Genomic DNA, 19122 nt, shown 5'->3' on the forward strand with positions numbered 1-19122 from the left:
ACCTCTTAAATTTAGCTTATTCCGGCATGCCTATCTTCATCGGACACAGGCTCGTGCCCCCGATTATCCCGTTTGGCTATAGTGACCGTGCGCTTGCGAACCCGGCTCCTCCGTTCGCGATGAATCGGCGCATTGCTAACCGAATCAGGAGAGCTGAGCGAAGCACCTGGCAGATCGACATCATCCGGTTCCACACCAACTGCGTCCTCCGCACCCGTCCCGATAACCAGCATGCCATCCAGATCAAGGACAGGACGACTGCCACTTCCCGTGCTGCGTAGCGCGAAGCCTTGCTCACGGGCGGCGTCGTTATAAATAAGAGTGAGACTGCCGGAACCAGCGGCGGATACCGCGCGTTCCCACAAATTGTCCCGCACCCGCGCGGAAACAACGCCCACGTACAATCCGGTGGTGACCTCGGAAAGAAACCTGCTCAAGTATCCGCGCAGGTGATCTGGGATGGCGACCGCATTAACAACAACGAACAACACAGCCTCCTTATCCGTATTGGATGTGGCCGGAAACTTCAACGTTATTACCGGAGATGAGTCGGTCGTCGTCGCGCGCGGGGAGGAAAGGCTGGAGGATGTCCATGATGGTGGCGAGCATATCGGGAAGAATGCGGTGGTCTACGATAGCTCTCCGCACCGCTTTGCGGACAGCCGTCATGGGGTCTTCTTCACGCGCGGCCGCGAACACCAGAGGAATCGTCACGCTCGGTTTGAACAGATCCGCGAGGTCAAAAAGTAAGGAGCGCGCGTCGCCGCGGTGAATAATCCCCAGTGCCGGGTTGATCCCCAGTGCCGCGCACACGGAAGCTGCGCACCCGTAGAGTATTGAATTCGCCAAGTTCAGGCCGGCATTGACCGGGTCGTCCGAGGAAGTATCACGCGTGAAACTCCCGGTTCCATATTTTGCTGCCATCGTGCGGTAGGTATTGCGCATGAGCTGCCCCTCCAGCCCGCGCATGGTGGCAATAGAACTACCAGGCGCATTCTCCACCCCCAGCTGCTTTTTGTAGAGCACCAGCGCGGCTTCGCGCTGCCGGGCTTCATTACTCACCAGCCGGGCTTGTGCAATGGCCCATCGTGCGCTCGAGGTGAGCGGCGTGGCGTGGGTATACAGGGGCACGCCTCCTCCGCCGGTGATAAGAACGGTGGTTCCGGCGCGGGCACAGGAGGTCAGCGCTGCGCTAGAAATTGAGGTTCCGGGGCCCAAGGTAAGCACTGCTAACCCGGCTACGGGGAGTTGGATCGCCCGGGCACGGGTGCCTTCCAAGGATCCATTCTTTCCTTCCCGGCCGGCATCGTAGGCCACTACGCCCGTGCGCGATTGGCGGATTTGCACGTATTCGAGGTAGAGGAAGGAGATCCGGTCCTCAAGGCGCACCTGCTCGCTCGCCTTGATAGTGCGGAAGGCCAGAGCCTCATCTGAGTAAGCCATGTTTACTCCTTCCCGGTGGCGGGCTGTGCCGGTGCGCCCGAGCAGTGGGGATCCGGAATGCTACCCGGCACAACGAGCCCGATGAGCGGGTCGTAATGAGCTGCGCCGTCGTTTAAAACGTGGTACCGGCAGAGTAGCGACGGCGCATTTTCAAGCGATGTCGCATCCGTAAACAGTGTTTTCGCACGACCCGTAACCGTGACCGGAACGGACGCACGCAAAGCGCGGCGTATGCCTTCACGGTCACTGCCGCGCAGCTTCCCCAAATCTTCAGGGTCCCCGGTCCACGCGCCGGGGATAATATCCGGATCGCCGCATACAATCAGGCGGGTGGTTTCAACTTCAATGAGCCTGGTTGAGCGCTCGTCCCCGAGGTTTTTATCACGCTGCGTCATGGCGGTGAAAGATTGCACCTGGGAGCTTTTGCTCAGGCAATATTTCATATCGTACGTAGCGTTCCGGGCGCGGATTGCCGCCAGTGATTTCTTCGCGAATTCATTGAGTTCATCGGGTTTATCTTCCTCGATATCCGCCAGCAGCAGGGTGCCAGTATCTACAAATTCCTGGCAATCCTCCGGGATTCGGATGTTGTTGTGTTCTTTGAGCCATTTCTCCACGCGTGCAAGTTCGCTGGCTAGGTACGGTAGCTGTTCCCCTTCGGTGCCATTAATAGCGACGACGGACACTCGCGGCCCGCTCAGTCCCGGCACTCGGGTGGCGCGGTTCGGATCTGCGGAACGCCACAGGCGCCCGGCACGCTGAATGAGGGACGCCGCCGGGCATAGCTCGGTGCGAAGCAGGTCGAGGTCAATATCTAGGGAGGCTTCGATTGCTTGGGTTCCGATAACCGTGAGCGCCGCGCCCGTGCTACCCGATCCGATTTCGTGTTCGAGGAGTTCAGCGTTACGACGGCGATGCTCAGCTGTCATGCGGGAATGGAGGATAACAACGTTGCCCTCGGCGGCGAGGGCTCGGGTGAGTTCCTGGGCACGCGCAACTGTATTGCACATGACTCCGATGCGGGCCTGGGGGTAACGCCGCCGCTGGTCACGCACCCAATCGCGGTGCGAACTAACGAGCTTGCAATACTTTTCGGTACTGCGGTCAATAGTGAGGGTACGGGGCGGGCCGTCGGGGCGAATACTCCGCAGCTGGGTTCCGGTGGTATCCAGGTTTTCCAGGAGGGGGAAGTGCGCTTCGCCTTGCGGGGGTTGGCCCGTATACGCCTCGAGGTAGGTGGCGCGTTGAGCGGAGGCGAGGGTGGCGGAAAGGAAGGTGACCCGGGTGTTCGTGGCGCGCAGCCAGAGCAGAAGGTTGCTGAGGAGACCGCTCTGGTACTGATCGAGGGTATGGACTTCGTCCACAACAACGTGGGCATTGGCCAGGGCGAGGAGCCGCAGGTGTGTCCATTTTGCTGGTAGGGCACCCAGGAGTGCCTGGTCCACTGTGCCGACGCAGACGGGTGCCAGAAGGCGGGAGCTTCCGGAGCGAACGAAGTCGGTGGGGAAAAGGCCGGCTGTGCTAGCGCCGTGCTCCGCGGAGGTGATGCTGGCTCTGCCCGGGGCTTCGCTGCGGTCATTCCCCACGGTGACCGGTTGATTATAAAAATCTTCGGTGGAGGCGAGGGAATGCGCGAGGGAAGCAACATTGGGCGTTCCCGCGTAATAACGCTGGATACGCCGCATAAGTGCATTCGAGGTAGCTTGGGTGGGAAGTAGGAAAATGAGACGTTCGTTCGCGGTGGCGTGCCGGAGTAGAGCCGCTTCGGTTTTGCCGACGCCGGTGGGGGCCATGACATTCCAGAGTCCGCAGCCTACCCGGGTGGCTTCTTCCTGGAGCGGGCGCGGGGTGTGCTTTCCGAGGATTGCCCGCTGGCTTTGCTCTGCGGATTCCCATCCGTGGTACACCCCAACGGTTTCTTCGATGCGAGCACGGGCGCGGGCGCGGCATGCGGTGATCCACCCGGCTGGGTCGTCAAGGGTGAGTTTCCCGGCCGCGAGGAATTCCTGCTGGGCGGCCACCCATTCGGTTCCCGAGGCAATGCGGTCGGCGAGCACGGTGAGGCCGGAGAGTAAGATTGTTGCGGTGGGCGAGAGTTCAGCCGGGAGTTCAGCCTGGGTTATGCCAATGCTTTCTTCCAAGCAGGAGATAAGATCATCGGCGAGGGCAAGCCAGCCGGTTTCTTCCATGTCTTCGAAAAGGTAGTTGGTCTCTTCACTGTTCCAGGACGGGGTCTCGAAATGGCCATGATGGCCGAGCGCCGGGATGTATTTCCACGACGGTACTGCATATGCATCGGGAATGATCGCCTTCCGATGCAGTAGCAGCGCTGACATTTTCTGATGGTGACGGATATCGGGAGCGTAATCCTCACAGAAGTTTCGAGACCACTCGGAAATGTCACCAAGTTGGGGTTCGTTAGTACAGAGCGCGGTCCGAATCTCATCCCACTGCGGCCCCTTCTGGGTTTGCTGGTATTGGAATACCGGACAGGCTTTTCCTAGGTCATGAGAGCCGGCCACCCATTCCACCACTTCCCGTTTTCCCGCAGGCCCGAGAACTGTGCGTAGACCGGGCCTCAGCCAAGTTTCGTAGAGGACTCCGGCAGTAGTTGCGGTATCCAGCAAGTGGGCGAGAAGGGGGTAGGACGTTTCCGTACCGCGCTGCTTTGCCCATACGTTGGGGTGCGTGCGCATCACGATAGTGCCTGGACGGAGAGGAGTCCGCAACCGTAGCTTTTTGCACGTCCAACCCCGTTGGTTTGGGCGGTGAGTAGTGCTTCGCTATCTCCCACGGTTGCAACTCCGTTGATCGTATCGATCTGGACGGCGCGTTTGTTTTTTCCCGAACCGGTGGTGAGAATTTCGCGCCGCGCGTCAATGATCTCTGTATTCGTGAGGGCGGGGGCTAGTTTTGCGCTCAGCCATTCAGAGAGGCTTGGGACCCCAAGTTGAGATTCCTCACCGTCAAGCGGAATTGACCGAGTTCCCCCGGTGCCAATGCGTTGAATCGCATTGATTGCGATGCGGAACGAAACTGGAGTTCCAGCCGGGAGTTCCTTGAGTTCAACTTCTTTCATCGCGGCCTCGTGGGGGAGGTTGAGTTGCGGAACCGGTTCGCGGGATTGGATAAGGAAGAATGGGGCATCTCCGGGAACGTGATCCAAGCGGAAAAGAATCCCCATCTCCGCTCGGGGGTGTTCCGCGCCGGTCTGTGGGAAGAGTGCCATGATCGCGCGGTGGCGTACTTGCGGATCCTTCAGTGTCCATCCGCGTTCTGGCTTGTGCAGGGCCACGCGTGAGAGGAGTGTGTGCACCGGTACTTTTGTTAGGAAGATCGGTTGAGGTTCCGATGTGTGTTGATCTGCCATATTCGTCTCCGTCGACTAGGCTCTTAGCGAGCGGTTTCCACGGCTAGCGTGGGTATTTCAGGGTCTAATGGATTGCCTAGATAGGCCGCTTTCCCCGCGTGAGCGGGGTTAACAGCGTTTTCGAGGCTGGGTTTCTCCCTTATCTTGAGTTTCATATTAGCGGGGAGAAACGCAATTGTAAAGACGGGTCAAATGGATTGACAAAGCATTCTTCTCTTGTTAGTCTCGTTTCATCTCAAAGGAGAGGAAGCATGGAAAAAATCAATGCTTTGACGGACATTCCGTTACTGGTTACGCTACGCGGACGATTATCGGTTCGCGATGCGCTTCTTGATGCTCATATTCTAAAAGGGTCCTCCGACAAAGAAATGGGCCGCGAACCGGTGGTCCTGGATAAATCCGTCCCGGGCTATGTGTATGGTGCAGAGTTGCGACTGTTAGCGGCGGTCGTTGCCGTGGTTTTAAGGCAGTCTAATCATGCTCACTGGGATCCATTCCGGATCGACTGGGAACGCATTCTCTCGGAGGGTCTTGAACCCGAGGCGATTGACAAAGCTATTGAAATACTCGCACCGGGGTCCTTGTTATTCGATGACCGGCAGCCGTTTATGCAACGGCCCGCTGAGCCGATGCGTAATGCGAAAGATAATGAGCGCAAACTCGGAAAAGGGGAGCTGCGGCTCAAGAAGCTGTTACCTTCCATGATCTCCGACCAAGGTGAAGAATTCTGGAGTCTGCTAACACAGCGCGATACTCTTTCCCTGGAGGATGCGGCGCTTTATCTTCTCGCCTATCACTGCTATTCGCCGGCTGGAAATAACTCTTACGCTGGCCAAAAAGCTGAAATGGGAAGTCCTGGTTTCCATTTTGTCGGCGTAGGTATGACGGCTACCGAACTGATCTGGGAAGGCTCGTCGCTTCTTCATACGCTTTTAGCGATGATCCCACGCTCATGGGTAGAAGGCGACGGTTTACCAGCATGGGCAGATCGAACCGGATCTCGGGGTGGGACTGATCATCCACTATGGCGGGCTACCTGGTCATCCAATAGTGCTGCCTGCTACTGGGAGGATAACGAGCTCGCCGGTGTGCGCATCGGTGGCGTTCCACCGGCGTGGGTTCCCCCAGAAGCGGGAGCAACGAAAGAGAGCCGAAAAGCTTACTGGGTTGAGCGCGATCAGAGCGATCCTTTCTACCTGTATTTGCCTAATAAGTCCGGCGAGTTAAAGGCTCAGCGAATGGACGTAGGGAGGGATGCGACGGATCTTGCGGTGGAATGGGCCGCACGCGGCAGACTGGCACAAGTGGCCGAAGCGCATGATCGCATTGTTTCCTCTTCTGACTGTCGGTTGATATTCATCCGCCATTACATCGAAGGAACTGCCTCTTCTCCAGTTATCCGTTCCTCGCGGGTTGATGTGGCAGATCCGCAGCTATGGGCTTTCGGGCTATCTGATCGAGCACAGGGTCAAGTCCGGCGCCATGCAGAGTTCATCCAGGCTCTGCATTACTGTGTGATCCAACCTTTCCGACGCGCACGCGGGGCGGCCTCTGTTGCCTCTAATGGAATGCCCACCGTTCTTGACTCGCTTGAAAACTATCGGGATTCGGCATCGGATATTTTCTGGCGCGCGATCACCCGCTCTTATGAAGATTTTCTTTCTCAAGTGACAACCGCTGAGCGGCATCCTGAAGAAATCCGTGCGGCTCGCGGCGGGGCTGCTCAGGTTGCGCTCGGAGCTTTCAATGAAGCTATTGCACCCTATCGGGGGCAAGATCCGGCGCTCTTCGCGGCAGTTTATTCGAATGTTGCTCGTCATATTCGGGCTGTCACAAAACAATTTGATGTTCCCACGGCTTATGAGGAGAAATAACAATGACACAGATAGATACCCCGCAACGGGAGCCTTGGAAGGCGTTGTTGTACGAAATCTTGCAACGGCGTAAAGATCCTGACTATCGCGCTGCGCGTGCCGCAATTCGGCAGGGTGCAACGCCGTTCACTCAAGTGCGTGCTTATCCCTATGTGCTACCAGCAGTGCCCGAAGATGCACGGCCCGAGCAGCGTAATGCCTTGCTGCGAGTGGCAGCCTTGGCTGCGGAATATGATCGCGTGCCTCATTCCCACGAAGGTAAGCGTCGCAACAGTTTGGGGCGGTGGGCATATCGCGTGGCAACCGCTGAGAACAAAAACGGACGCGCACAATCAGTTTCACCAGATAATCCAGGAATGATTGCCGCGCGCCTAGCGTACCTACACACCCAAGATATGGAAGAAGCAGCTCGATCCATCAAACGAATTTTTGATGTGGCATCAACGATTCCGGGTCTGGTTCCTCCTGTCAATTATTTCGATATTGCCGATACGTTGATGCGCTGGGGGAACGGCCTGTCACCTCAATCTCAGCACATTCGAATGCGAGTAATAGAGGAATTCTATTCCGCACCTCAACTTGCGGTTTCGGATCAACCTGAAACCGTTCCTGCCAAAGCTTCTGAAAACTAAAACCATAACCGAGAGGACTAATCATGTACCGTCACCTAACCCTGCATTTCCTTACTCCGATCAGCTACTCGAATCTCAACCGTGACGATTCAGGAACCCCGAAGCGACTCATGGAAGGTGGCGTTCTCCGCGCCATGCATTCCTCGCAGGCCATCAAGCGTGGCGCACGCGTCGCCTACGAAACTGCCAGCCTTGACGTTTCGGTGCGCTCTGGCAAGCTCGAAGAGGTTATTCGCGACGCCGCACTCAAGCTTTCCCCTGATCTGGACCCGAAGAAAACCCTGACAAAGGCTCGCGCTCTCGTCGGTCAATTCACGAAGAAGCAGGCGAAAGCCGATGCTGATGATGGTGCGGGAGTTGCTGAAGCGGATCGTTCGATCTGGTTGAGTGGGGAAGAGATCCAGGTTGCGGCGCAGGTCGTGGCCGGCGAAGTCGATCCTGATACGGAGTTCGTGCTTAACGGATGCACCGGTTCCCTCGCCATTGCCGCTTTTGGGCGTATGTTTGCGGCGAAACCTGAGAAGGGTACAGAAGCCGCGCTGAGCGTATCGCCTGCGGTGACCACCCACGCTGCCACCATTGGCACTGACTATTTCTCGACTGTTGACGATATCCGTGAGCAGAATAAGTTCACCGGGGAAGAATCCCGCAGCGGGGCTACCTACCTAGGGATCAGCCAATTTACCAGCGGTATTTTCTACCGCACGGTGACGATTGATAGGGAACAACTCCAGGCGAGTTGGACCGCTTTTGGTAAACCAGAGGCGGAGGAAAACCTACGTCAGATGATCACCGCTCTTATTTACGGCCAGCCGCGCGGTAAGGAACATTCCACGGCTCCCTACACGCAGCCGGTCGTTGCCCTTGCCGAAGAACAGCGCTACCGCTGCGCCTACAGCTTTGAAACTCCGGTGCAACCAGATAGTTCCCGTGGCGGTTTCCTCGAACCCTCCGTGCGAGCCCTAGGAGAGCAATTCCACGCTGCCCGGCGCTTCGATCCCGATAATTTCGGGGACGCATTGGCTCTTACAGGAACGTTCCCCCAGCTGGAAGAGCTGTTTGGGGTGGAACCCACCTCAAAGAACGGCCTGGTTGACACGGTCGTGGCGTGGATCTTGGGTGGCCAGAATGAGTAATCCAACATTCCTGCGGCTAGCGGGCCCCGTGCAATCCTGGGCGGGACCGCGGGTGACGGGGAACGTGGTTAACTCGGAGCTCCGGCCTACGCGGTCCGGTCTCCTTGGTCTCCTCGCGGGTGCCTTGGGCGCTCCGCGCGAACAATGGCCAGAGTGGTTGGAGGGCGCTGATTTTACAGTACGGGTTGATCGCCCCGGTCGCCTCATCAATGAATTCCAGACCATTAATCCCCGCGCTACCAAAAGCGGTCTCCGCAATGACGAACGTGAGTTCCGAACGCGCCAGTTGTGGATCCGGAAACAAAGCGACTCGGATAAGAATCTCGCTTTCACCCCGGATCAGCAAAACTCTAACGCGATCATCCGCCGCACCTACCTGGCCGGGGCTGAGTTCCTTGTGAGGGTAACGTGCCCGAATCACCAGGAAGAGGTCGACGCCGCGCTGCGCAGCCCTGCCTTCGTCACCTACCTGGGGAAGAAAGCCTTTGCGCCGTCGTTCCCCTTCTATCTGGGACGCGGCGAGGCCGACACGTTCAACCAGATCCCGGTATTCGACCCAGCCTTCAAGAAACCGAAAAAACAGGTCTGGACGTATTCGCGCGCCCCGTACACCGCAGACAGCGGGCCCGGAGCTCTCCCAGGAACGTCGAGCATGGTGGACGTGGTGAGCAATCGAGGCGAGTGGATGAACCGAGTGGCCGCGCTACTCGATCGCTAACGCCCGCTCATGGCCGACGCCCCGGAAAGCTCACCCATGAGTGGTCTTTCCGGGGCGTTCTGCGCGAATCTGTGCACCAGGCCGTAGCACCTAACAGCGGCCTAAAAGCTCAGCGTTTACTTCGCAGCCTTCTCAATAAGCGGCGTCAGCTTGTCCAAGGCCCACAGCTGCGCGGCCGGGGTACCCAGGGAGAACGCATTGGACAGGTCGCCATCCACCACGAAAGCGTGGCCGGCCGCAACCGCCGGGACCTTCTGCCAGGTGGCATCTTCGGTGATCTGCGCGGTATCAATGAAAATCGGGAATGCCGCAATGAGATCGGCATCAATCGCATCGAGCTGCTCGGCGGAGAGCTGCACAGCAAAACCGCCATCGGCCGGAGCCAGCTCCTGAACCTTCGGGTTCTGCACGAAGCCCAGCTTCGTCATGAACTCCAGGCGCGTATCGCCCTTCAGGTAGGCACCCCAGCCCTCGGAGGTCTTCGTCGCCACGGTCACGGACTTGCCCTTCCAATCGGGGTGCGCGGCCGTAACCTCAGCGAACTTCTTTTCCACCGCATCCAGCTGCGCCGCGGCCGCCTTCGGCTTACCCAGCGCCGCACCAATCATGGTGACCTGGTCCTTCGTGGAGGTCAGCCAATTATCCGCGCCCTCCGGCAGCGAGACCGTCGGCGCAATCTGGGAAAGCTTATCGTGGCGTTCCTTATCGCCCGAAGTCTTGACGTCAAGAATAAGATCCGGCTTGAGCGCCGCGATCTTCTCGTACGACAGCTCCATTGTGCCCAGGATTTCCGGGGCCTTCTCATACGATTCGCTCACCCACGGGCCCACGCCATTGCCGCCGAAAGCCAGCCAGTCAGCCGCGCCCACCGGCTGCACGCCCAGCGAGAGCGCCACTTCGGCATCGCCCCAGCCCAGAGCGACCACGCGCTGCGGGGCTTCCTTGACAGTAACGGGCCCGAACTTCGTGTCAATTGTCGCGGGGAATAACGCCTCGGTCGCGGCATTCCCGTCCGTAGCGGAGCTTGCCGCCGCGGAGGAGGAGGCAGGGGACGCCGAGGAATTGGCAGAATCATTACTCTTCTGAGAACCGCATCCGGCAAAAGCCAGGCAAGCCACCAGAACGGTGCCCGCCCACGCGGTCAGGGACTTCTTCATAACTTCCTTTCGTGGATGCCGCACTCGCGGCCGGACGCACCTGCGGCTGCGGTGGTCGTGTGGTTGTCACTGAAACCACAGATGCCCTATTAGGATACGCTGGCGTTGTTTAATTGGGGTAGCCTGTTCTCGTTATGAACAGCACCGTCCACCACCGTTTTTCGGCACGACGCCGCGCCTGCCCTGCTCCCGGCCGCACCACCGCGCGCCGGCGGGCCGCGGCCCTCACCACTGGGATCATCGCTGTCGCGGTGCTGGCGCTCCTCTCCATTTGCATAGGCGCCCGCCCCATCTCCCCGGGAACACTGTTTACTATCATCTCCGGGGCAGAACGCGATTCCATGGACGCGCAAGCAGTGCTTACCTTGCGTCCGCCTCGTACGGTCGCCGCCCTTGCCATCGGTGCAGCTCTCGGGGTTGCCGGCGCGCTCATCCAGGCGATTTCCCGCAATCCTCTGGCCGAACCTGGGATCCTCGGGGTTTCGGCCGGTGCCGGTTTCGCGGTGACTCTCGCTATCGCGGTGGCGGGTATTAGCCGGCCGAGTATCTACATGTGGTGGGCGGTTGCCGGTGCACTCTTGGCCACCGCGGCGGTCCTCCTCATCGGCTCGCACCGCAGCGGTCGCGCGGATCCGGTTCGCCTGATCCTGGCCGGGGTGGCGCTTTCTGCCGTGCTCAACGGCATCGTGGGTGTGCTACGCCTGACTGATCCGCGTACTTTCAACGAAATCCTCGTCTGGACGGCCGGCACGCTGGAAAACCGCCCCTGGGAGGTTATCCTGCCGGTTCTTCCGCTTCTGTTCTTCGGCCTCATGGCCGCTGCCGTGCTCACCCCAGCGCTCAATATCATTGCTCTCGGTGACGACGCCGCTCGCGCACTCGGTGCTCATGTCACGGTGATCCGCCTGGCCGGTATTGCGGCGATGACGCTCCTCACCGGGGGTGCGGTTGCTATCGCCGGCCCTATTTCCTTCATAGGTCTCATGGCCCCGCACGCTATCCGCTCCTTTGCCGGGGCGGATCAACGTTGGATTGTGGGACTGTCCGCGCTCTGGGCCCCGGTCCTCCTCCTCGCCGCGGACATCCTCGCCCGCATTATTCTCCCGACCGGGGAACTTCCCGTGTCGGTCATGTGCGCCTTCCTGGGTGCCCCGGTCCTCATCTACCTCGTGCGCCGGCGAAAGGCTTTCACGCTATGAGTTTTTCGCACCAACCTGCCGCTTTAAAGTCCCCTCTGCGCCACGTCGCACTACGACGCCGCCGCCGTTCCCGCCTGGTTGCGGCCGCGGTGAGCTTCGCTTTGGCCTTCGGGTGCGTGGGGGCTCTCCTCCTCGGGGATCTGCCCCTGAGCCTGGGCGAGGTGGCGGCCTGCTTCGCCCCGGATTCGATACGCGCGGTTGCCGCGGGTGACGGTGACTTCGCGGCCCACGTGGTTCTAACCTGGCGCCTGCCACGGATCCTCGCCGCGGTGGCCTTCGGGGCAGCGCTCGGGCTTTCGGGTGCGCTCTTCCAAATTCTCACCCGAAACCCGCTCGGCTCGCCGGATATTATCGGATTCAATGCCGGTGCCTATACCGGCGTTATTCTCACCCGGACTTTCCTGGTGGGTGGAGCTGTTGCGGTGAGTATGGGGGCGCTGGCAGGTGGCGTCGTCGTCGGAATAATGATTTACGCGCTGGCCTACCGCAACGGCGTGTCCGGGTTCCGTCTCATTATTGTGGGAATCGGTATGACGGCGATGCTCAGCGCGGCGAATACCTGGCTGCTCTTGCGGGCCTCGGATGAGGTGGCGCTCAGCCTCGCGGTGTGGGGCGCCGGAACGCTCGGGCAGGCATCGTGGGCGAAGATCGGGCCCGCGCTGGTTTTCTTGGTGTTGTTGCTTCCGTTTGTGGCGTGTTGCGTGCGGCCGTTGCGGCAGCTGGAATTAGGCGACGACGCCGCAGCTGCACACGGCTTGTCGGTCGAGAAGGCGCGCCGGGGGATCCTCGCGGTTGGTATCGCTTTGACCTGTGTGGTGACGGCGGCGGCCGGACCTATTGCTTTTGTGGCTCTGGCTGCTCCGCAGGTGGGGCGGATGGCGGCGGGGCGACGCGGAATTTCGCTGGTGCATAGCGCGCTAGCGGGTGCCTCGATTTTGTTCCTGGCTGATCTTTTCGCCCAATATGCCCTGGCTCGGCCGGTTCCGGTGGGTGCAATTACCACGGTGGTCGGTGGCCTTTATGTGCTGGTTGTGGTGATGTCGCAACGGAAGGGACGATGAATATGCGTGGCAACAGCGGTGGCGTGAACGTGGGTGCGGCTGGCCCGGCCGGTGCGGCGCGTTTGCGCAGTGTTGATCTGAGCCTGGGCTATGGGGATGTCGCCGTGGCGCGGGATCTGAATGTGGAGATCCCGGATGGCTCGTTCACGGTGATCGTGGGGGCGAACGGGTGTGGGAAGTCCACGCTGCTACGCGGTTTGGCACGGTTACTTTCGCCCGCGAGCGGCCGGGTGCTGCTGGATGGGCGAGATATTGCGGCGATGGGCTCGCGGGATTTCGCGCGGGAACTTGCGTTGTTGCCGCAGTCTCCGCATGTTCCGGAGGGTATTACGGTTGCCGAGCTGGTGGCTCGGGGGCGTTACCCGCACCAGGGTTTGTTTGCGCGGCCTTCGGCACGTGATGAGGAGGCGGTTGCTCGGGCTTTGGCGGCTACGGGTACCGCGGATTTTGCTGATGCGTTGCTGGGGGAGCTCTCGGGTGGAGAACGCCAGCGGGTGTGGGTGGCGATGGTTCTGGCCCAAGACACACCGATTATTTTTTTGGATGAGCCGACGACGTATCTGGATATCGCTTACCAGATTGAGCTCTTGGACTTGTGTGCTCGACTGAATCGAGAGGGCCGCACTCTGGTGGCGGTCCTGCACGATCTGAATCAGGCGGCGCGTTACGCCACTCATATCATCGCGATGAAGGATGGGCGTATTGCTTTTTCGGGTTCGGCTGTCGAGGTTTTCACTCCGGAAAACATTGCGGAAATCTACGGGATAACTGCGGTAGTTATCCCGGATCCGGTGACGGGCACCCCGATGGTGGTGCCGGTTTCGGCAGGTATTTAGGCCGCGGGCCGGGGCCCGAAGATGGCGCTGCCCACACGTACCTGGGTGGAGCCTTCGGCCACGGCGATGCTCATGTCGTGGGTCATTCCCATGGAGAGTTCCTGTACGCTGGGGTGCTCGCGCTGGAGCTTATCCCGCAGTTCACGCACAAGCGCGAAGGAGTGGGCGATCTTCCGTTCATCAGTGGTATTGGCTCCGATGGTCATGAGGCCATCGACCCGCAAGTGGGGGAGTTCGGCGATCTGCCCTACCAGTTCTTCTACCTGGTGGGGTTCCACTCCGTACTGGCTGGCTGCTCCGGAGGAGTTGACCTGGACGTAAATGGAGAAGGGGCCGTGGGCGTGGCCTTCTTCGCGCAAGCGGCCTTGCAGCCGGTTGAGGCGCTGGGCAAGTTTCAGACTATCCACAGTTTCGATGCAATCGGCCAGTTCGAGGGCGCGCCCGGCTTTATTCGATTGCACGTGGCCGATGACATGGGTCCAGTGGGGTGGGTTTCCGGCGCTGGCCGGGGTGATGCCGCTGCCTTCCCAAGCGCTGGCGTCGTGGATGAGGCGTGCCGATGGGCCTGCACCCGTGCTGGGTGTTGCGAGCTGGGTTTCTACGTCTTGGAGTTGTTGGATGAAGTTTTGGCCCATGAGGCGGGATCCGGCGGCAAGCGCAGCGTGAATGGCGGTGATGGACTGGTGTTTCACGACGATTTGGAGCCGAGCGGTACCGAGCGGTATGCCGGCAGCTTCTTCCGCTCCGCGCAGAGCATCACGCACCAGGTTGATGCGGTCGGGGATCTCCTCCGCGGTTGGGACTATGCTGGACAATTCGGCGAGGTGAGCAAGCCTGCCCTGCTCCGTATGTGTCATGGTTTGTATCAACTCCACAGGTATCGTGTATCAGCCGCTGTTTATGGTAGATCTCTGCACCGCGAACTGGGGAAATGGTCTCAGAACTGATGGCACGGTCTCAGAACTAATGACACGGTCTCAGAACTGGTGCCGCGTTTTCCGAATCGGCGTATATCTCATCACCGGGGTAGTGGTGGCGGGTGCAGCGGGCTCATAGTTCTCCCACGCTAATAATGTCGAGGATGGCGTGTCCGGCTTCATCGCTTGCCTCGAGGTCCACAACTGCCCAGAATCCCCACGAGTTGTCACCTGCGCCGTCGTCAAAAACTTGACGCACCAACCAGGCACGCAGACGCCCGGTGGCGGTGGTGAGGTTGTCCATGACGCTATCCACGTGGGCTGCCGGAACTCCGGCGGTGATGAAATCGGCGCGGTCGGGGTGTTCGAGCACGGTGACGAGTTGGGCGGAGCGTGCTTCGGCACCGGTGCCGATCTCCTGGTAGGAATCGAAATAAGCATCGGTGGCATCCATCCAGGCATCGCCATCCCAGACCGGGCCGCCCACCCAGAGCGGGATACCTTCCCCGCGGGCCACGCCGGCCCCATCATCGAGTGCCGCCCTATCAAGCCAGTCGAGATTTTCGTGTGCTACGGCTTCCACGAAACGGAAGAGCGCATTGCGGATGGAGACGCGTAGCGCGTGCGGGCTGCGCGAGAGCGTGACCTTTCCATCTTCATCAGCACCGAAAGCGCGTTCGCGAGCTCCGCCGGTGCTGCTGTCAAGATTGGTGATGTCTGCGGTGGTAATGCGGCCATCACGCAGGGCTTCCCATTCGTCGAGCAGGCTGGAATCCACCGAGCGTACCAGGCTGCCCAGCCAGGCGGTCATATCCTCAAGATCCTGGGTGCGGGCCTCCAGCGGCACCGTTTGGCGCAGCGCCTTGTAGGTATCTGTGAGGTAGCGCAGCAACGTGCCTTCGGAACGGGCCAGGTCATAACGGGAAATAAATTCCGAGAAGGTGATCGCGTTTTCGATCATTTCCCGCACGATGGATTTGGGGGAGAGCTGGAAGTCATCCACCCAGGGATTGGTTTGCCGGTAGATCTGGAGTGCCGCACCGAGTTCTTCCGCGAGCGGTTGGGGCCAGGTGATTTTATCGGCTTCGGCCATGCGTTCGTCATAGCCGATGCCAGCGGCTTTCATTCGCCCGATTGCGCGCCCGCGCGCTGCGCGTTCCTGCGCGTAGAGGACCTGCATGGGGTTATCCTGGACCGCTTCGATCACCGAGATGACATCGAGGGCGTACTCCGGGCTATCCGGATCAAGGATATCCAGCGCGGCCAGCGCAAAGGGTGCCAGCGGTTGGTTCAAGGAGAAGTCATCAGGAACTTCGCGTGCGTATTCGATGGGGGAATGGTCCGGGTGCTCCGCTAGCCACTGCGGAGTACGGTGCAGGATAACGCCCGCCCGCTCGAGAGACATGTAAATGCGGGTGGCTTGCCGGATGAGTTGGTTGGAAGCCGTGCGCGGTTCGTGATTATCCGTGAGTAACTTGGTTACGGCCGCGACATTATCCCCCGGCCGCTGGAACAAATTGAGCATGAGCGAGTGGGATACCCGCATGTGGGACGTCAGGGTTTCCGGAGCTGCGCCTTTGAGATACTCAAAAGTCTTTTCCGACCACAGTACTGTATTTTCCGGCGGCTTCTTCTTTTGGATGCGACGCTGTTTGACCGGATCATCCCCGGCGCGGGCCACCAGCCGCGCATTTTCAATTTCAAATTCGGGTGCCTGCACAATAACATCACCCTTCGTATCGAATCCGGCCCGCCCGGCCCGGCCTGCGATCTGGTGAAATTCACGTGCACTCAGGTGGCGATTGCGTTGGCCATCAAATTTAGCCAGCCCGGTCATGACAACGGTGCGAATAGGAACGTTAATGCCCACCCCGAGGGTATCCGTACCGGAGATGACCGGCAGTAACCCGGCCTGTGCCAGCTTTTCCACGAGGCGCCGGTAGCGGGGGAGGAGGCCCGCGTGGTGCACGCCAATACCGGAACGGAGCAGCTTGGAGAGAATTTTCCCGAAACCGGGCCCGAAGGAAAAATCTCCGAGGGCTTCGTGGATGCGGGCTTTCTGTTCCTTGGAAACGAGGGCGTGGGTGAGGAGGGCTTGGGCCTGTGCTACTGCCTCCCGCTGCGAAAAATGCACCACATAGACGGGCGCGCGATGCGTGGAGGTGAGTTCCAGGAGGAGTTCACCGAGTGGCTGATAGGAATAAGAGAAAGAGAGCGGCACCGGCCGTTCCGCGTTACTCATGAGTTCGACGGCGCGCCCGGTGCGCTTCTCAAGATCTTCTGCCAGCCAGGTGGTATCCCCCAGGGTGGCGGAGAGGAGCACCTGCTGGGTGCGGGTGAGTTCCAGGAGGGGAACCTGCCAGGCCCAACCGCGTTGCGGATCCGAGTAATAGTGGAATTCATCTTGGACCAGCACGCCGATATCCGCCGCGGCGCCCTCCCGCAAGCTCAGATTCGCCACGATTTCCGCGGTGGCACACACTACGGGAGCCCCGGGGTTAATGGTGGAATCCCCGGTTACCATCCCCACGTTATCCGCACCGAAAACATTGATGAGTTCAAAAAACTTCTCCGATACCAGGGCCTTGAGAGGCGCGGTGTAATACGCGGTTTTCCCGCGCGCGAGACCGCAGAAAATAGCGGTGAGCGCGATGAGCGACTTACCTGAACCGGTGGGGGTGGAGACGATCATATGAGCGTCATCAATAGCGGCGAGCAACGCTTCTTCCTGATGGGGGTAGAGCGGCCGGCCGGTGCTTTCCGCCCACTGGGTGAAAGCCTCATAAAGGGCATCATCAGGCGGGTTGAGCCCATACTTATCCTCCAGAAGGTCCAGGGCAACATTGAGTTGCGGACGAGGGCGCAGCGCCGCGGCCCCGGGCTGATCTGACTGTTGTGAACTCATGACTTAAGGGTGCCACACTCCTACGACATAAAAATTGGCCGGAACTGCTGCGGGGCGCGGTGCGGATCCTTGAACCTCCGGGTGAGCGGACCCCTAACCTGTGGCTTAGCGGACCCTTAACCTGTGGGTTAAGGGTTGGGTGCGGGCCCTTAATCAGTGGGTTACGGGGCGCGTCAATTGGGTGGGAGCCGGTTTGTACGACGGCGCAAAGCGCGGCATTTCGCGCGTATCGGGCGGTGGGGGATGCGATGTGAGGGAGGAAACAGCCTGAGATAGGGTTCTTGACTTGCACTGGGCGGCGGCCCTGGGTAAAGTATCTATTCGTCGCCGCGGGCGGCAAACATAAAAGAATAACGAGCACCGCTAGCTCAATTGGCAGAGCAACTGACTCTTAATCAGTGGGTTCTGGGTTCGAGTCCCAGGCGGTGTACAACGGCCCCGCAGTTCCAAGCTGCGGGGTTTTTCGCGTCAGCATGGCGAAAACTCGCACGTGCACAGCGTACGTTGTGGATTGTTTTTACGCCACCACCTCCACGGAATACACCCACTGAACCCCCCGGCACCTACGCGCAGGGCGAAATCACACTCCGTACCCGCGACTATCTAAGCGACATGTGTCGCGTTATTCTTGGTAGCGAACGGTGCGAATCGCGCGAGAGGAATGCGCGGCTACCAGTTATGGAGCGATGATGAGTGATTGTCCTTATTTCCATATCTCTAAGACTGGGCTCATCGCCCTCGCGGGCGGAGTGTGGTGCCTGGCTGGAGTAAATGTTGCCCGAATTGGAGTGGAGAGCTTCGCGGGATCGGCCTTGGGTGCGCCGTGGATCTGCCTGCTTCCCCCGCTCGTTTTCGCCGCCTTTGGAGCGATGTTCGCCAAGGTTGCCGGGAAGCATATCCGGCGCATTCGCTCCCATCCGCGCCCGGCACGGCCTTTCTGGCATTTCTTCGATGTGCGTTCCTACCTCCTCATGGCCGTCATGATGGGCGGAGGCATAGCTGTGCGGGCCAGCGGGCTGCTGCCCAACTCCTTCGTTGCCTTCTTCTACACTGGATTGGGGGCCGCGCTTGCCGGAGCCGGCCTCCTTTTCTTTGTGATTCTTCTCCGGGATTCCCATATTTCCTAAGTTGAGCGTAAGTGACTCAATAACTATTGAGCCTAGAGTGAACAATAGCTACTGAGTGGAACAAAGATAAGTCCGTGGGGGTTGGGATTGATGTCAGGGCGATAGGCCCGGGCGCCGAAAGGCGCGCGGCGTCGTCGTTCATAGAAGTGAAAGAAGGATTGACCATGGCATACGATATTGATCGCACGATGTCCACAGCAATGGACCGTTTCCTCAGCCCCTTTGATGGCTTTTTTGCCGTTCCTACTCGGATGGTCAACGGGCGGCGCTCCGATCTGGAGAATCTCGCGCTAGAGTACCGTTCGCAACTCAAGCAAACCGAGGATGGCTACGAAGTCCTCTTCGATGTTCCGGGCTTTAGCGCAGATGATATTGACCTGAACGTTTACCCGGATCACATCACCCTCAAGGCTGCGCAGGAAGAAGAAATTGAGGGCGGTACCCGCACTCGTTCCGTTTCTCGCACCCTGGGCTTCGATCAGGCTGTGGATACCACCACGGTAGATGCCCATCTCAACGATGGGGTTCTCACCGTTTCGGTGAAGACCACCGCGGGTTCGCAGGGGCGTAAGGTCCAGATTGGTTCGGGCAAGGCTACCGCCGCATCGCCTGCTGCGCAGAAGTCAGAAGAAAAGCCGGCCGGCTCTGCAGCATAAATCTGCAGCATAAAAATGTGCAGGGAATGGTACCCAAGCGTGGTACATGCTGGCACTAAATAAGCATCCAGGCCACTGGCGCAGATGTGAG

16 protein-coding genes and 1 tRNA gene are annotated in these 19122 nt (G+C 59.6%); 10 read left to right on the forward strand and 7 right to left on the reverse strand.

The genetic code is table 11. The annotated features are described in order from the left end of the window. Nucleotides 1-11 precede the first annotated feature (11 nt). The 4 genes from cas2e to cas6e are packed head-to-tail and all read right to left on the reverse strand — an operon-like array spanning nt 12 to nt 4813. Entirely contained in the window at nt 12-491 is a 480-nt protein-coding gene (gene cas2e, locus ACTFPK_RS07900; RefSeq protein WP_231366661.1) for a type I-E CRISPR-associated endoribonuclease Cas2e, read from the reverse strand. 7 nt (nt 492-498) lie between these two features. Continuing rightward, nucleotides 499-1443, reverse strand: a complete 945-nt coding sequence (gene cas1e / locus ACTFPK_RS07905) for a type I-E CRISPR-associated endonuclease Cas1e (protein WP_016442350.1) — start codon at nt 1441-1443, stop codon at nt 499-501. Between the two features lie 2 nt (nt 1444-1445). Further along, nucleotides 1446-4139, reverse strand: a complete 2694-nt coding sequence (cas3, locus tag ACTFPK_RS07910; protein ID WP_274735125.1) for a CRISPR-associated helicase Cas3' — start codon at nt 4137-4139, stop codon at nt 1446-1448. After that, complete coding sequence (cas6e, locus tag ACTFPK_RS07915) at nt 4139-4813, reverse strand: type I-E CRISPR-associated protein Cas6/Cse3/CasE (RefSeq protein WP_274733440.1); 675 nt, start codon at nt 4811-4813, stop codon at nt 4139-4141. The genes cas3 and cas6e overlap by 1 nt, the downstream gene beginning before the upstream one ends. A 251-nt stretch (nt 4814-5064) precedes the next feature. Between cas6e and ACTFPK_RS07920 the strand changes: the two genes are divergently transcribed. From ACTFPK_RS07920 to cas5e, 4 genes are read left to right on the forward strand one after another with little or no spacing between them, the layout of a single operon-like run. Continuing rightward, nucleotides 5065-6687, forward strand: coding sequence for a type I-E CRISPR-associated protein Cse1/CasA (locus ACTFPK_RS07920; RefSeq protein ID WP_274733442.1), 1623 nt, complete (start codon nt 5065-5067; stop codon nt 6685-6687). A gap of 2 nt (nt 6688-6689) precedes the next feature. Next, a complete protein-coding gene (casB, locus tag ACTFPK_RS07925) occupies nt 6690-7319 on the forward strand; it encodes a type I-E CRISPR-associated protein Cse2/CasB (protein ID WP_274733444.1) in 630 nt (209 codons plus the stop codon). Nucleotides 7320-7342: 23 nt separating this feature from the next. Further along, a complete protein-coding gene (locus ACTFPK_RS07930; protein WP_274733446.1) occupies nt 7343-8455 on the forward strand; it encodes a type I-E CRISPR-associated protein Cas7/Cse4/CasC in 1113 nt (370 codons plus the stop codon). Next, complete coding sequence (gene cas5e / locus ACTFPK_RS07935) at nt 8448-9173, forward strand: type I-E CRISPR-associated protein Cas5/CasD (RefSeq protein ID WP_274733447.1); 726 nt, start codon at nt 8448-8450, stop codon at nt 9171-9173. Before ACTFPK_RS07930 ends, cas5e begins: the two co-directional genes overlap by 8 nt. A gap of 116 nt (nt 9174-9289) precedes the next feature. Here cas5e and ACTFPK_RS07940 read toward each other — a convergent pair whose 3' ends face one another. Further along, nucleotides 9290-10330 carry an iron-siderophore ABC transporter substrate-binding protein gene (locus ACTFPK_RS07940; protein ID WP_274733449.1) on the reverse strand — a complete coding sequence of 347 codons (1041 nt, stop codon included), beginning with the start codon at nt 10328-10330 and terminating at the stop codon, nt 9290-9292. A 134-nt stretch (nt 10331-10464) separates the two neighbouring features. On the opposite strand from ACTFPK_RS07940, the gene ACTFPK_RS07945 reads away from it, so the two are divergent. The 3 genes from ACTFPK_RS07945 to ACTFPK_RS07955 are packed head-to-tail and all read left to right on the forward strand — an operon-like array spanning nt 10465 to nt 13426. Next, a complete protein-coding gene (locus ACTFPK_RS07945; protein ID WP_274733450.1) occupies nt 10465-11529 on the forward strand; it encodes a FecCD family ABC transporter permease in 1065 nt (354 codons plus the stop codon). After that, the gene (locus tag ACTFPK_RS07950) at nt 11526-12590 is read left to right on the forward strand and encodes a FecCD family ABC transporter permease (protein ID WP_274733451.1); all 1065 of its coding nucleotides are present in this window, start codon (nt 11526-11528) and stop codon (nt 12588-12590) included. Before ACTFPK_RS07945 ends, ACTFPK_RS07950 begins: the two co-directional genes overlap by 4 nt. 2 nt (nt 12591-12592) lie before the next feature. After that, nucleotides 12593-13426: an ABC transporter ATP-binding protein gene (locus ACTFPK_RS07955; RefSeq protein WP_274733453.1), complete on the forward strand. Its 834-nt coding sequence runs from the start codon at nt 12593-12595 to the stop codon at nt 13424-13426. Here ACTFPK_RS07955 and ACTFPK_RS07960 read toward each other — a convergent pair. Next, nucleotides 13423-14283, reverse strand: coding sequence for a YggS family pyridoxal phosphate-dependent enzyme (locus tag ACTFPK_RS07960; protein WP_274733455.1), 861 nt, complete (start codon nt 14281-14283; stop codon nt 13423-13425). The genes ACTFPK_RS07955 and ACTFPK_RS07960 overlap by 4 nt on opposite strands. A 193-nt stretch (nt 14284-14476) precedes the next feature. After that, complete coding sequence (locus ACTFPK_RS07965) at nt 14477-17248, reverse strand: DEAD/DEAH box helicase (protein WP_274733457.1); 2772 nt, start codon at nt 17246-17248, stop codon at nt 14477-14479. A gap of 357 nt (nt 17249-17605) precedes the next feature. On the opposite strand from ACTFPK_RS07965, the gene ACTFPK_RS07970 reads away from it, so the two are divergent. The 3 genes from ACTFPK_RS07970 to ACTFPK_RS07980 all read left to right on the forward strand — a co-directional run bounded on the left by ACTFPK_RS07970 (nt 17606) and on the right by ACTFPK_RS07980 (nt 19031). Then, nucleotides 17606-17678 (forward strand) — tRNA-Lys (locus ACTFPK_RS07970). 259 nt (nt 17679-17937) lie between these two features. Next, nucleotides 17938-18375: a hypothetical protein gene (locus ACTFPK_RS07975; protein WP_284898458.1), complete on the forward strand. Its 438-nt coding sequence runs from the start codon at nt 17938-17940 to the stop codon at nt 18373-18375. Nucleotides 18376-18539: 164 nt separating this feature from the next. Then, nucleotides 18540-19031, forward strand: a complete 492-nt coding sequence (locus ACTFPK_RS07980; protein WP_284898456.1) for an Hsp20/alpha crystallin family protein — start codon at nt 18540-18542, stop codon at nt 19029-19031. Nucleotides 19032-19122: the final 91 nt, after the last annotated feature.

Source organism: Actinotignum sp. UMB0459 (assembly GCF_051905915.1).
In the GTDB taxonomy this organism is placed as follows: Bacteria; Actinomycetota; Actinomycetes; order Actinomycetales; family Actinomycetaceae; genus Actinotignum; species Actinotignum sanguinis.

What these genes read in the sequence shown, in the direction of transcription:
- cas1e (WP_016442350.1), bottom strand. Translation starts at nt 1,443, where the DNA reads ATGGCTTACTCAGATGAGGCTCTGGCCTTCCGCACTATCAAGGCGAGC.
- cas3 (WP_274735125.1), bottom strand. Translation starts at nt 4,139, where the DNA reads ATGCGCACGCACCCCAACGTATGGGCAAAGCAGCGCGGTACGGAAACG.
- cas6e (WP_274733440.1), bottom strand. Translation starts at nt 4,813, where the DNA reads ATGGCAGATCAACACACATCGGAACCTCAACCGATCTTCCTAACAAAA.
- ACTFPK_RS07920 (WP_274733442.1), top strand. Translation starts at nt 5,065, where the DNA reads ATGGAAAAAATCAATGCTTTGACGGACATTCCGTTACTGGTTACGCTA.
- casB (WP_274733444.1), top strand. Translation starts at nt 6,690, where the DNA reads ATGACACAGATAGATACCCCGCAACGGGAGCCTTGGAAGGCGTTGTTG.
- ACTFPK_RS07930 (WP_274733446.1), top strand. Translation starts at nt 7,343, where the DNA reads ATGTACCGTCACCTAACCCTGCATTTCCTTACTCCGATCAGCTACTCG.
- cas5e (WP_274733447.1), top strand. Translation starts at nt 8,448, where the DNA reads ATGAGTAATCCAACATTCCTGCGGCTAGCGGGCCCCGTGCAATCCTGG.
- ACTFPK_RS07940 (WP_274733449.1), bottom strand. Translation starts at nt 10,330, where the DNA reads ATGAAGAAGTCCCTGACCGCGTGGGCGGGCACCGTTCTGGTGGCTTGC.
- ACTFPK_RS07945 (WP_274733450.1), top strand. Translation starts at nt 10,465, where the DNA reads ATGAACAGCACCGTCCACCACCGTTTTTCGGCACGACGCCGCGCCTGC.
- ACTFPK_RS07950 (WP_274733451.1), top strand. Translation starts at nt 11,526, where the DNA reads ATGAGTTTTTCGCACCAACCTGCCGCTTTAAAGTCCCCTCTGCGCCAC.
- ACTFPK_RS07955 (WP_274733453.1), top strand. Translation starts at nt 12,593, where the DNA reads ATGCGTGGCAACAGCGGTGGCGTGAACGTGGGTGCGGCTGGCCCGGCC.
- ACTFPK_RS07960 (WP_274733455.1), bottom strand. Translation starts at nt 14,283, where the DNA reads ATGACACATACGGAGCAGGGCAGGCTTGCTCACCTCGCCGAATTGTCC.
- ACTFPK_RS07965 (WP_274733457.1), bottom strand. Translation starts at nt 17,248, where the DNA reads ATGAGTTCACAACAGTCAGATCAGCCCGGGGCCGCGGCGCTGCGCCCT.
- ACTFPK_RS07975 (WP_284898458.1), top strand. Translation starts at nt 17,938, where the DNA reads ATGAGTGATTGTCCTTATTTCCATATCTCTAAGACTGGGCTCATCGCC.
- ACTFPK_RS07980 (WP_284898456.1), top strand. Translation starts at nt 18,540, where the DNA reads ATGGCATACGATATTGATCGCACGATGTCCACAGCAATGGACCGTTTC.